This window comes from Chryseobacterium aurantiacum (genome assembly GCF_003020585.1).
GTDB lineage: Bacteria > Bacteroidota > Bacteroidia > Flavobacteriales > Weeksellaceae > Chryseobacterium > Chryseobacterium aurantiacum.
The window spans coordinates 829,360-842,605 of the sequence record NZ_PXUE01000002.1 but is presented as its reverse complement, the minus strand read 5'-3'; the positions used below and the strand labels follow the sequence as shown (position 1 = coordinate 842,605).

General features: G+C 34.6%; 9 protein-coding genes. 6 read left to right on the top strand and 3 right to left on the bottom strand.

From position 1 onward, the window contains the following. Positions 1-36: 36 nt before the first annotated feature. Positions 37-1,734 (top strand): lysine--tRNA ligase, encoded by a 1,698-nt coding sequence (gene lysS, locus C7D53_RS10195; protein ID WP_106916370.1) that lies wholly within the window; start codon positions 37-39, stop codon positions 1,732-1,734. Positions 1,735-1,801: 67 nt separating this feature from the next. Here the strand turns inward: lysS and C7D53_RS10190 are convergent, their stop codons facing one another. From C7D53_RS10190 to C7D53_RS10180, 3 genes are read right to left on the bottom strand one after another with little or no spacing between them, the layout of a single operon-like run. Next, positions 1,802-2,317, bottom strand: a complete 516-nt coding sequence (locus C7D53_RS10190) for a ClbS/DfsB family four-helix bundle protein (RefSeq protein WP_106916369.1) — start codon at positions 2,315-2,317, stop codon at positions 1,802-1,804. A gap of 6 nt (positions 2,318-2,323) precedes the next feature. Then, complete coding sequence (locus tag C7D53_RS10185; RefSeq protein ID WP_106916368.1) at positions 2,324-3,328, bottom strand: cytochrome d ubiquinol oxidase subunit II; 1,005 nt, start codon at positions 3,326-3,328, stop codon at positions 2,324-2,326. After that, positions 3,325-4,668, bottom strand: a complete 1,344-nt coding sequence (locus C7D53_RS10180; protein ID WP_106916367.1) for a cytochrome ubiquinol oxidase subunit I — start codon at positions 4,666-4,668, stop codon at positions 3,325-3,327. The genes C7D53_RS10185 and C7D53_RS10180 overlap by 4 nt, the downstream gene beginning before the upstream one ends. Positions 4,669-5,005: 337 nt before the next feature. Here C7D53_RS10180 and C7D53_RS10175 point away from each other — a divergent pair, with 337 nt between their 5' ends. The 5 genes from C7D53_RS10175 to C7D53_RS10155 all read left to right on the top strand — a co-directional run bounded on the left by C7D53_RS10175 (position 5,006) and on the right by C7D53_RS10155 (position 13,179). Next, entirely contained in the window at positions 5,006-6,412 is a 1,407-nt protein-coding gene (locus C7D53_RS10175) for a T9SS type A sorting domain-containing protein (RefSeq protein ID WP_106916366.1), read from the top strand. Between the two features lie 157 nt (positions 6,413-6,569). Beyond that, complete coding sequence (gene gyrB, locus C7D53_RS10170) at positions 6,570-8,504, top strand: DNA topoisomerase (ATP-hydrolyzing) subunit B (protein ID WP_106916365.1); 1,935 nt, start codon at positions 6,570-6,572, stop codon at positions 8,502-8,504. A gap of 83 nt (positions 8,505-8,587) precedes the next feature. Further along, the gene (locus C7D53_RS10165; protein WP_106916364.1) at positions 8,588-9,010 is read left to right on the top strand and encodes a DUF5684 domain-containing protein; all 423 of its coding nucleotides are present in this window, start codon (positions 8,588-8,590) and stop codon (positions 9,008-9,010) included. Between the two features lie 333 nt (positions 9,011-9,343). Further along, on the top strand, positions 9,344-11,236 hold the full coding sequence (locus tag C7D53_RS10160; protein ID WP_106916363.1) for a DUF3857 domain-containing transglutaminase family protein: 1,893 nt from the start codon (positions 9,344-9,346) through the stop codon (positions 11,234-11,236). A gap of 2 nt (positions 11,237-11,238) precedes the next feature. Next, positions 11,239-13,179, top strand: coding sequence for a transglutaminase-like domain-containing protein (locus C7D53_RS10155; protein WP_106916362.1), 1,941 nt, complete (start codon positions 11,239-11,241; stop codon positions 13,177-13,179). Positions 13,180-13,246 lie beyond the last annotated feature (67 nt).

The window sequence follows — 13,246 nt, the reverse complement described above, 5'->3', positions numbered from 1 at the left end:
AATGCCTAAATTTGTACGCTTTTAGAAAAATAAGAAATGCAATTATCAGAACAAGAAATCATTAGAAGAGAAAAGCTGAATAAGCTTACTGAAATGGGGATTAATGCGTTCCCTGCGGATGAGTATACCATTACAGATACTACAGAATCTATAAAACAGGACTTTTCTGAAAGTAAACAGGTGAAGATCGCTGGTAGATTGATGTCCCGCAGAATTCAGGGGAAAGCTTCTTTTGCAGAATTGCAGGACTCTACAGGAAAAATTCAGGTTTACTTCAACAGAGACGAGATCTGTCCTGGTGAAGATAAAGAACTATATAATGAAGTATATAAGCACCTTTTGGATATCGGTGATATTATCGGTATTGAAGGGGAATTATTTACAACTCAGGTAGGAGAGATGACGGTTTTAGTAAAGAACTTTACGCTTCTTACTAAGGCTTTACGTCCGCTTCCTCAGGCTAAAACGGATGAGAATGGTGTTGTACATGACGGATTTACAGATCCTGAATTAAGATACAGACAGCGTTATGTAGATTTAACAGTAAATCCACAAGTGAAAGAAATCTTTGTGAAGAGAACAAAATTGTTCAATGCTATGAGGACTTTCTTTAATGATGCAGGATACTTTGAAGTGGAAACACCTATTCTACAGTCAATTCCAGGAGGAGCCGCCGCAAAACCGTTTATCACGCACCACAATGCATTGGATATTCCATTATATTTAAGAATTGCGAACGAATTATATCTGAAAAGACTAATCGTAGGTGGTTTTGACGGAGTGTATGAGTTCTCTAAAAACTTCAGAAATGAGGGGATGGACAGAACTCACAATCCGGAATTTACAGCAATGGAAATCTATGTAGCTTACAAAGATTACAACTGGATGATGGATTTCACTGAGAAATTATTGGAATTCTGTGCTATTCAGGTAAACGGAACTACAATAGCTACATTTGGAGAGCATAATGTAGATTTCAAAGCTCCGTATCCAAGAGTTTCCATGACAGAAGCAATCCTAAAGTTCACAGGTTTTGATATTACCGGAAAAACTGAGAAAGAATTGTATGATTTCGCGAAGTCTATCGGAATTGAAGTGAATGAAACAATGGGTAAAGGAAAATTAATTGATGAAATCTTTGGTGAGAAATGTGAAGGAAACTTCATTCAGCCAACCTTCATTACGGATTATCCTATTGAAATGTCTCCATTGACAAAGAAACACAGAAGCAAAGAAGGCTTAACAGAGCGTTTTGAATTAATGGTATGCGGAAAAGAAATCGCAAACGCTTATTCAGAGCTTAACGACCCAATTGATCAGAGAGAGCGTTTTGAAGCACAGATGGCTTTATCTGAAAGAGGGGATGATGAAGCAATGTTCATCGATCAGGACTTCTTAAGAGCATTGGAATATGGGATGCCTCCAACATCAGGACTAGGAATTGGTATGGATAGATTGATTATGTTCTTAACGAACAATGCATCCATCCAGGAAGTATTATTCTTCCCTCAGATGAGACCTGAAAAAGCGGTTCCTCAAATTGAATTAGGAGAAGATGAAAAAGTAATCCTTGAAATCCTTAATTCTCAGGAAGAAGCAATGTCTTTAGCTGAAGTGAAAGAAAGAAGCCAGTTATCCGGTAAAAAATGGGATAAAGCTTCCAAGACTTTAACAAAGAATAATATTGTGAAAGTGGAAAAAATTGATGAAAATCTTTTGATGAAACTGGCATAATTAATTTTATATAAAACGAAAAGTCCTCCAAATTTGGAGGACTTTTTATTTGAAATGACTTGTTTTTTTATTGATCTTGAAACTCTTTTTTCCATTTCCGTAGCTGAGTTCTGAAATTTGTAAACGGAGCAACGGTATTAATGTGTATCCATTTCCAAACCGGCCATTTTGCAGGTGTTGTAGCCCATTTTCTTTGCTCAGCAACAAATAAGGTTTTATCATCAAGTTTTTCAATCCATTCTATGATTTCATTGACTTGATTCTGGAGCATTTCTCTTTGTTCATGCAAACTATAAGAGCCATATTGCACATAAAAAGACTCGTACAAACCTTTTAAATTATTCCATTTGTATTCAGGGGTGGGTGTTCTTACCTCAAGCCCTTTATTTTCATCAGATTCCCATTGAAGGAGCAAATGGGTCCAGCCAATCTGATAGGATATGTTTTGCGAAGGTGTTTTATCCACTCCAGATTTTACTATATCCTTTTCATTTTCTTTGATATCATCAAATTCCTGATCATACAGAAAGTATCTTTTCTTTAGCTCTTCAATAAGCTCATTTTTATCCTTATAGCTTCGCATGTTGTTCTATTTTCTCAATTTACTGAATGAAGCCATTAAATAAAACAAGAAAGGAAGAATAAACAATGAACCTAGCATCAATGCCCAACCCAAAGCAGAAATTGTTTTTGGGGGAGCCATATGTTCTAAAAGTGAAAGGTGTTGCCCGTTTCCTAATAAAATAATATCCGGATTATGCTGATAGGTTGCTGCCACAAGGATCATTACAATTTGAAAACCTGCAAGCGCACGTACAGGAAGTAGTTTCTGTCGGTTCATAGCCCTGAATATGAGCAATAAGGCAATGGTGGCAAAAGCAATAGACATAATACCCAGAGGTTTTGAGAATACCCACTTTAAAAGTGGAATATCTGAAATATATGCTGTTAAAAATACAAGAAGTCCGGTAATGACTACGAAGATCATAGTCTGCTTAGATTTTCTGATCATTAAAAGTAAATCAGCCTTATCTCGGGTTTCTCTTAATGAAAAAATAGAGGCAAGATAAGCACAAAGCGCTACGGTAAATAGACCTACAGAAACTCCGAACCAGTTTAACCAACTATAAATATAAAGATCCAGAAAAGTAGTAGCATCGGGATTAATAGATTGCGAAACGGTTGCGGCAGCTATTAATCCTAGGAAAAAAGGAGTCAAAAGGCTGGCGTAGTAAAATATCTGGGTATATAGCACCTGCCAGTTATCCTTTACCGCATCATAATGCCTAAAAGTAAAGGCAGTACCTCTTGCAATGATACCAAGCAGCATCAGTACCAGAGGAATGTGCAGATAAGTAGACATGGTAGTGTAAATTTCAGGGAAGCCCACAAAAAGAATAACAATTGCGATAATTAACCACATATGATTGGCCTCCCATACAGGAGCAATGGATTCATACATGATTTCCTCCGTTTTGTGACGGGCTTTTTTATGAGTAAAAAGTTCTACAATACCAGCCCCAAAGTCAGCCCCGCCCAAAATAACATAAAGACAGATAGAAAGCCAGAGAAAACCTATAACAATGTAGATCATGATTTTTTGTTTTTATCGTTAAACTGTAGGTCTGTAGGGTCATAAAGTTTCGGAACCATCTGTATCTGTCTTCTTAAAAGGAAAATAAGAATTAATGATAAGGATACGAAGATTGCGGTGAAGAAATAGAATGAATACTGTATTCCGGGCATTGGGGTTACAGCATCTATTGTTCTCATTACTCCATAAATAATCCAGGGTTGTCTTCCTACTTCGGTAACTGTCCATCCTGCTTCCAGTGCAATATATCCAAAAGGAGTTGCAATTAAAAATGTTTTTAAAAGCCAGTTTTTGGTCAGCCATTCTTTTTTGAAGAAGAAAGCATATAGATATATTGCCCCGATGCAAATCATTACTACACCAAAGAAGATCATAATCTGAAACGCATAATGAGTAACGGCAATTGGAGGCCATTCATCCTTTGGAAAGTCTTTAAGACCTTTTACTTCAGCATTGAAATCATTGCTGACAAGGAAGCTTAATACTTTAGGAATCTTAACGGCATATTTTATTTCTTCTTTTTCATCATCAGGAATTCCACCAATAACAAAGGCTGCCCCTTTTTCTGTTTCAAAGTGAGCTTCCATGGCTGCTAACTTAATCGGTTGTCTTTCTGCAACAGATTTTGCTGCAATATCACCACTTAAAGGCGCACCAAAGGCTCCAATAAGGGCAAATCCTACCGCAATTCTAAAGGCTTTGGTATGAAATTCAACATTCTTTTTTCTCATAATTAAGAAAGCATGAACTCCGGCTACGGCAAATCCTGTAGCACAAAATGCAGCTACTGTCATGTGGAGAGCCTGAGGAAACCACGCATCATTGAACATGGCTTTAATGGGATCTATATTAAGGTATTGGCCGTTAATGTAATCGAAACCGGTAGGAGAATTCATCCATGCATTGGCAGCAACTACTAAAATTCCAGAGGCAAGGCCGCTTACTCCTACAAGAAAACCACAGAACCAATGAAACCACTTATTGAATTTATCCCATCCATATAAAAAGAATCCAATGGCAATAGCTTCAATAAAAAATGCTGTTCCTTCCAGAGAAAAAGGCATCCCGAATATGGGGCCTGCATGTTTCATAAATCCAGGCCATAAAAGCCCTAATTCGAAAGAAAGCATTGTTCCGGAAACAGCTCCTGTAGCAAATAAGATAGCAACCCCTTTGCTCCAAGCCTTTGTGAGTCCTTTATATACTTCATTATTGGTCTTTAAGTACTTCCAGTGGGCAAATGCCATTAAGAAAGGCATCACCATACCCACGCAGGAGAAAATGATATGAAACCCCAAAGAGAGGGCCATCTGCGCGCGGGCAGCAATAAAATCATCCATAATATCAACTTTTGAGTAAATAAATTTACGTATAAATTATGGATGTTAGTATGATTTTAAACAGTGTGGGTTTTAGGAATTGGTTTTAACTTTGATCTTTTTTAAGAGTAAAAAACTATATTTTATCAGAAATTTAATACTTACATTAGTTTCTTGTATCCATACTTTTAGAAGTCCTCAAATTACTTTAATGAGACATCTAGACTGTTTGTCCTCAAATATAACTAGATTTTGATCTGCTTTTTTGCTTTAATCCAGTTCAATAAAATATACTAATTATCTTATGTTTTTACAATTTCTAAGAAATATGTTTATTTTTGCATGAAAAATTAATATCATGAAAAAGACTTTGGCCATTGTAATGGCTTTCTGTGTCTATACTTTTGGAAATTCTCAAATTACTTTAACGAAAGATGCATCCTATGGAAGTTTTGGAACAATAAATTTTACAGGAATTAATATGAACTATCTTTCATGGGGCACAAGGTATATTACTCCTGATAACCATGTTGTCATTTGTCCACTGTATAACACTGGTCTTTTTTATGTAAATTACATGACTTATGATGCCAATGGTAATTTATTAAGTACTATACATCTACCAACACAAGGTGGTAATGTTTCTATTCTATATGCTGATAATAATAATGTTTACCCTATAATTGATGGTAAACTATATAAATATTCTTTAACAGGTGTTCTAGATACTTCATTTGGAAATAATGGTGAATTACTAATGGGTAGTAGCTATTCTGGGGCCATTTATTCAACGGCATCTTATCTTCCTGATGGTAAAATATTGGTTAGGAATCAGGATACCCTTGTACGATATAATGCCAATGGATCTGTTGATACATCATATGGGAATAATGGGATTGTAAATGTCAATGGAGCTTCATTTGGACCTTTTCTTAATGAAAGAATTGACGATAATTATTTCTTTGAAAACTCAAACGGGAGAAGAAAAATAAACATTCATACTGGAAGTTTAGATTCGTCTTATGGAAATAATGGATATTCCGTATACTCAAATCAACCTGGACATTTTTTTTTCCCTTATGATCCAGAAGCGGTAACTAATAATTTTGAAGTCTATACAATGCTGATAAAGCCTTTTGGTAATAATATCAATTATGTTATTTCTAGAACAAAGGTTGATGGGAATATTGATCTTAACTTTGGAAACTCTGGGATGTTGAGCCTTCCTCAAACTTATTATGGGAAAGAGCTATATTATCCATTCACATTGGGAATTGATAATTATAATGATAATGTTATTGTTCCTGTAACAATCAGAAACCCAGGAAGTGAAACGGATACAAGAGTTGGCCTTATAGGTTATTCTTCTAATGGAAATAATATTCTAATTAATTCATCCAATGTTTTTAATACCAATATTTCAAGAGATAATACTAATATAAGTATTGAAGTGAAAGGAAATTATTTGTATTTGATTACCGAGTCTACCATAACCAGATATATCATTAGTGAGGATACTTTAAATACAAAGGAGGTAACAAAAGAAACTCCAATCAACTTCAACAATCCTTTCTCGAACGAACTGAGTTTTCATTCAAAGGAGAAAATAAAACAGATTGAAATCTTTGATGAGGTTGGTCATTTGGTTTTAACAGCAAAAGATAAAAATCAGTTAAATACTTCTAATTTGAATAAAGGGGTGTATATCATTAAGTTGACGACGGCCTCAAACAAAATTATTTCTAAAAAAGCAATAAAAAACTGATTCTGAATAAGATCATAGGTACTCAAATATAAGCAGACTTCGGTCTGCTTTTTTTGTTTTTAACTCTACATTTTTTTGACATTTTTTAACTTTCATACCTCGAAAAAAATCACGATATTTGTAAGTCTTTGCATATAGCAAGATTTTAATATTTAATATGAGTCAAAAACAATATACAGCTAGTAGTATTCAGGCATTGGAAGGAATGGAGCACGTTCGTATGCGTCCTTCAATGTACATTGGTGATGTAGGGACAAGAGGTCTTCACCATTTGGTTTATGAAGTAGTAGATAACTCTATTGACGAAGCGTTGGCAGGATACTGCGATACCATCTTTGTTGCCATTAAAGAAGGAAACGGAATTGAGGTAAGCGACAATGGTAGAGGTATTCCTGTTGATTTCCATGAGAAAGAGCAAAAATCGGCTCTTGAGGTTGTAATGACAAAGATTGGAGCCGGAGGTAAGTTTGATAAAGATTCTTATAAGGTTTCTGGAGGTCTTCACGGGGTAGGGGTTTCGTGTGTAAATGCACTTTCCAACGAAATGATCACTACTGTTTACAGAGACGGAAACGTTTACCAGCAGATATATTCAAAAGGTAAAGCTCAGACAGGAGTTGAAGAAATTGGGAATAGTGACAAAAGAGGAACAAAACAGTTCTTCCAGCCGGATGATACCATTTTTACAGAATTAGTTTATAACTACGATACGTTAGCAAGCCGTTTAAGAGAACTTTCTTACCTTAATAAAGGGATTACGGTAACTCTTACGGACGAAAGAGAAAAACTGGAAGACGGTTCTTTCAGATCAGAAGTTTTTCATTCTGAGGGAGGATTAAAGGAATTTGTTGCCTACATTGATGGAAACCGTGAATCTATTATGGAACACGTTATCTTCATGGAAGGAGAAAGAGATGATATTCCTGTAGAAGTAGCAATGCGTTACAACACTTCTTTCAACGAAAATCTTCACTCCTACGTAAATAATATCAATACTCATGAGGGAGGTACCCACCTTGCAGGTTTCAGAAGAGCTTTAACAAGAACTTTGAAGAAATATGCAGACGAATTAGGACTTCCGGCAAAAGAAAAAGTAGAAATTACTGGAGATGACTTCCGTGAGGGATTAACCGCTGTAATTTCTGTAAAAGTAATGGAACCTCAGTTTGAAGGACAGACCAAAACAAAATTAGGTAACTCTGAAGTTTCCGGTGCTGTAGATAAGATTGTAGGGGAGATGCTTACTAACTTCTTGGAAGAGAACCCTAATGAAGCTAAGATTATTGTTCAGAAAGTTGTACTGGCTGCAAAAGCAAGACAGGCTGCAAAGAAAGCTCGTGAGATGGTTCAGAGAAAATCTCCAATGGGAGGTTCTGGGCTTCCAGGAAAGCTATCTGACTGTTCTTCTAAAGATCCGGCAGAATCTGAATTATTCCTTGTAGAGGGAGATTCCGCAGGTGGAACGGCTAAGCAAGGACGTGACAGACACTTCCAGGCTATTCTTCCATTAAGAGGTAAGATTTTGAACGTAGAGAAATCTATGCTTCATAAAGTATATGATAATGAGGAAATCAGAAATATATATACAGCTCTTGGTGTTTCTGTAGGAACAGAAGAAGATAGCAAAGCGTTGAATATGGTTAAGCTTAGATATCATAAGATTGTAATCATGACCGATGCCGATATTGATGGATCTCACATTTCTACCCTGATTCTTACATTCTTCTTCAGATATATGAAAGAACTTATCGAGAACGGATACATCTATATTGCTCAACCGCCTTTATATCTATTAAAGAGAGGAAACAAAAAAGTGTATGCTTATAACGAAAAAGAACGTGAAGAATTTACATTAGAAATGTCTCCGGACGGAAAAGGTGTTGAGGTACAACGTTACAAAGGTCTTGGGGAAATGAATCCTGAGCAGCTTTGGGAAACAACACTTAATCCTGAACACAGAATCTTGAAGCAGGTAACTATTGATAATGCTGTGGAAGCAGACAGTGTTTTCTCAATGTTGATGGGAGATGAAGTTCCGCCAAGAAGAGAATTTATTGAGAAAAATGCGAAGTATGCAAAAATTGATGCTTAATCATTTTTAAAAATATATAAAAAAAGCTCCTAATATTTAGGAGCTTTTTTTATATTTGGGGCTAACCAATAAAAAATAATAATATGTTAACTCTTTTACAGACAGACCCCTATAGTGGGGCAGATGCAGTTTCTGGCGCAGCCGCTGCAGGATTAGGGATCGGGACTATGTTCATGAGTCTTATATTCTACCTGTTTTATGGCTATTGTATGTTCAAAATCTTCAAAAAAGCAGGTAGAGAAGATGCTTGGGCAGCCTTTATTCCTATTTATAATATCATTGTGTTGCTTGATATTGTGAAAAAACCAATCTGGTGGATCATCTTATTCTGTATTCCTTTTGTAAATTTATATGCATCATGGGTAGTGAATGACAGACTAGCTAAAGGTTTTTCAAAAGAAACCCCTCTTTATACAATTCTGTTGTTTTTCCTTGGATTTATTTTTATTCCGGTATTAGGACTTGGAAGTGATACTTTCAACAGTAAAAATATTCCAAATGATTAAAAAGAACTAAAAAGATTAAAAAATAGAAGGCTCCAAACACGGAGTCTTTTTTATTTTAATAAAGTAGTGTTTCATGTTCTCGATGTATTTACTTTACATCATAAAATAATAATATCAGTTAAGACATTCATCCTTTTTGATTACTTCAAAAGATTATTTAGCTCTTAATATATTTAATAATAATCTATAAAATGAGGTTTAAAGTTGTGAAATTTCATTTTCATTGTGCTTAATTGTTTGATTTTTAATATATTTTTAATGTATTTTTAATTTTTTTTAAGATATGATTAACAGTTATTAAGATTTCATTATTTTTGCCTAATTTTAATAACTATGATGAAAATATTATTCCTGGGGGCTTTATCTACAGCCTCAATTTATTTTGCTCAAACCTATCCCGTATCCTCAATTCCCGAAGATCTAAAGAAAAATGCAAATATTGTTATCCGAAAAGACTTTACAACAGTCCAAATCAATAAAGTTGATGAAATAAAATATCAATATAATACGGTAACTACAGTTCTTAATAAAGACGGTGATGATAAAGCTTTAGCTTATATTCACTATGACAAGTCAAGGAGTATTTCAGATATTAAAGTGACCATATATGATGAATTCGGAAAGAAAGTAAAAAGCTATTCCAAATCTGACTTTGGTGACTTTGCGAATAACAGACAAGGCGTATTTTATTCCGATAACCGAATTTTAGTATTTTCCTATACACCGGTTCAGTATCCTTATACAATTGATTTTTCATACCAGTCGGACAATAAGAATACGATTTTTATTCCTGATTTTGTGCCATTTTACTCTACCAATACCTCTTTGGAAGAAGCACAGATGAAGATTATTAATACATCAGGGATTGATCTGCGAACCAAAATTTATCCATCAAAGTACAACTATGCTTCAATAATAGAAAGTGGCAGCGGAAATGATAAAACTTATTCCTATAAAAATGTACCTGCAATTGATGATGCTCCGTTGATTCCGCAGCCTGTTAAGATATTACCAAGTGTAAATTTTGCCCTAACGAAATTCAATCTGGCAGGAAGACAGGGAACTTTAAACAATTGGAAAGATTTTGGAACATGGTATTATAATAACCTTGTAGAGCCTGTTTCTATATCTACCCCTGCCATTAAAGCAGAAGTTGCAACCCTGCAGCTTCAAGGCTCTGTGGAAGATAAAGTGAAGAAGATCTATCAGTATATGCAAAATAAAACCAGATATATATATGTTGGATTAGGAATCGGAGGTTGGCTGCCCATGATGCCGGATGAAGTGCATCAAAAAGGGTATGGAGACTGTAAAGGTCTTACCAATTATATGAAAGCCCTTTTGAATGAAGCGGGAATACCATCTTATTATTGTGTAATTAACTCTGGATCTTCTCCGGTGTCCTTTGATCCGGAATTTCCAACAATGGGCGGCAATCATGCTATTTTAATGGTTCCAACAGAGAAAGGAAATATCTGGCTTGAAAATACCTCACAGCAGACTGCATTTAATCATTTAGGATATTCTACAACAGACAGAAATGTACTTTCCGTACAGAAAACAGGAATAGAGCTTATTAATACCCCTTCCTATACTGCTGAACAAAACAAGGAAAAACAAAAACTAAAGATAAAAATAGGAGAAGATAACGGGATGACAGGAGAAGGAAATTTTTCCTACACCGGAAACCAATATGATTATAATCTAGGATTTGTAAGTCTTAATCCGAAAGAAAAAAATGAGGCATTGAAGAGAAGATTTGATGTTTTAAACTTTGAAAAAGTTGAAATGAAAAACTTTGTCAATGATAAGGATAAGGCAGTTATTACTTATGATGTAGATTTTAAAACCAATAATTTTTGTAAAAGTGCAGGGAGCAGCCTTATATTCAGAGCAGTTCCTATTTACTCAGCCAATATTTATAAAACAGAAGAAAACCGTACGCTTCCTTTTGAGATCGGGCAGTCTTTTGAAGATGAATATGAGATCGGTTTTACCATTCCTAAAGGTTATAAAATAGATGAAACTCCTAATGATATTACAATCAATTCGGAATTTGGGTATTATAAATTAAGTTTTGTTAAAAATGGAGAAGAACTAAAAGTATTGAGAAAAATACAAGTCAACAAAGGAACCTATCCAAAGGAGAAATATAATGAATATGTAAGCTTCAGAAAAAAAACTATAAACATGGACAATTCAAAAATTTTAATTACTAAGATATAAAGATGAAAAAAGTAATATTAGTACTTATTTGCTCTGCAAATTTGGCTTTTGTGAAAGCACAAAAACATGAGTTCTTAAATCCACCCAAATTCTCAGATGCAGATTTATCCAAAGCAAAATCATTATTAGATGAGAATGCTCCCGCTGAAATTCTGTATAAATCTGTTCACTACAGAATTGATGCATCCACTGGAGACCTGCACAAAGAATATGTGTATAGGATTAAGATCTACAATAAAGATAAAGCTGAAGATTGGTTGAACGTTGAAGTTCCTCTTCGCCAGAGTGGAAGTGATCTGGAAACTTTGAATAAGTTTAAGGCATTCACATACAATCTTGAAGATGGAAAAGCAGTTCCTGTAAAAGTAGAGAAAAGCTCAAAATATAAAAGTAAAGAAAGCAAGTATGTTACCGTAAACAAATTTGCATTTCCTAATGTAAAAGATGGTTCAATATTAGAATATCAATATGAAGTACTATCTCCATTTGCATTCCTGTATTTAGTTCCTGAGGTATTGATAGAATTAGATACTCCCTCTCTTTATACAGAATATGTTCTGGATTCTCCGGCCAATATTGCCTACAATATCAACTATAGTGGAGAACTGCTTCCTAAACATAGAGAAGTTTCAGACAGAACTCTATATGGTACCCAGTACAAAACATATAGATTTGGTTTTGAAAATGTAAAAGGTTTTAAAACTGAAAAACATGTAAGAAACGACAGAAACTTCCGAACAAAAATTAGCGCTGAGCTACATTCTACTCATTTTAGAGAACTTAGGCTATACTCATCTTCATGGGATCAAATCAACAAAAGACTGAATGAGAATGATGACTTTGGTGGTGAGCTGAAAAAGTCAAGATTGGCAAAAGACAATATGCCGGCAGGGGTTTTAGAAATGAAAACTGATTTTGAAAAAGCCAATGCTATTCTTTCATATGTTCAAAAAACATTTACCTGGAACAAAGACAGAGGCATTTATACTGATAATGGAATTAAAAAACTTCTGGAAACCAAATTAGGTAACGCCGCCGAAATTAACCTTTTCCTTGTGATGCTTTTCCGTGAAGCAGGGATTAAATCTGATCCGTTAATCATTTCTACCGTAGATAATGGTTTAATCAATATGGTATCTCCAAACCTTACAAAAACAAATTTGGTATTGGCGTCTGTAGAGATAAATAACCAGTTCCATATCTATGACGGTACTTCCAAGCAATCTTCCATGGATGAACTTCCTTTGAAAGATTGGAATCAATATGGTATTTTATTATCTAAAAATAACGTTTCACAGATTCAGATGACCAATATGAAGTCAAGTAATACCTACCTTACAGTTGATGCAAAGATCAATGATGATGGGAGTATTTCCGGGTCTTATTCTGATAAAGATACTGGAGCCTATGCCATGTATGTAAAGGATAGTTATGACGAGAACGCTGAAAAATATAAAAAACAGTACAAAGAAAACTTTTCAATAGATTTTACCGGAATTGATTCAAAAGTTTTGGAAAATGGTGAGTTTGAAAGTACAATGAAATTTTCTTCTTCAAATTTAATTGATAGAATAGGAAAGAAGATGATCATCAACCCGATGTTGTTTTTAAGCAAAACATCAAATGAATTTGATCAGACAGAAACCAGAAAATATCCTATTGATTTTGGTGCTCCTACAATAAAGGTGAAAAAAGTAATCCTTGAAATTCCGGAGGGATATGTGATTGAAGAAATGCCTAAGACTAAAAAGATTGTTACCGAAGATAAAGAAATAGAATACAGCTACGCAATTGAACAAAAAGGAAATAAGCTGGAGGTAACCAGTACCACAAAAATTTCCAGCGCAGATTATCCTAAAGAATATTACCCTGCATTTAAGCAAATCTGGGGTGTTGCTTCAAAACAGGAAAATCAGGTTATCAGTTTAGTGAAAAAATCATAACTGACAGATTTTTAACCTTATATTGTAAAAACAATAAATTTCTAAAAAACCATTCATCTTTTGAATG

What these genes read in the sequence shown, in the direction of transcription:
- C7D53_RS10185 (WP_106916368.1), bottom strand. Translation starts at nt 3,328, where the DNA reads ATGATCTACATTGTTATAGGTTTTCTCTGGCTTTCTATCTGTCTTTAT.
- C7D53_RS10155 (WP_106916362.1), top strand. Translation starts at nt 11,239, where the DNA reads ATGAAAAAAGTAATATTAGTACTTATTTGCTCTGCAAATTTGGCTTTT.
- C7D53_RS10190 (WP_106916369.1), bottom strand. Translation starts at nt 2,317, where the DNA reads ATGCGAAGCTATAAGGATAAAAATGAGCTTATTGAAGAGCTAAAGAAA.
- C7D53_RS10180 (WP_106916367.1), bottom strand. Translation starts at nt 4,668, where the DNA reads ATGGATGATTTTATTGCTGCCCGCGCGCAGATGGCCCTCTCTTTGGGG.
- C7D53_RS10165 (WP_106916364.1), top strand. Translation starts at nt 8,588, where the DNA reads ATGTTAACTCTTTTACAGACAGACCCCTATAGTGGGGCAGATGCAGTT.
- gyrB (WP_106916365.1), top strand. Translation starts at nt 6,570, where the DNA reads ATGAGTCAAAAACAATATACAGCTAGTAGTATTCAGGCATTGGAAGGA.
- C7D53_RS10175 (WP_106916366.1), top strand. Translation starts at nt 5,006, where the DNA reads ATGAAAAAGACTTTGGCCATTGTAATGGCTTTCTGTGTCTATACTTTT.
- C7D53_RS10160 (WP_106916363.1), top strand. Translation starts at nt 9,344, where the DNA reads ATGATGAAAATATTATTCCTGGGGGCTTTATCTACAGCCTCAATTTAT.
- lysS (WP_106916370.1), top strand. Translation starts at nt 37, where the DNA reads ATGCAATTATCAGAACAAGAAATCATTAGAAGAGAAAAGCTGAATAAG.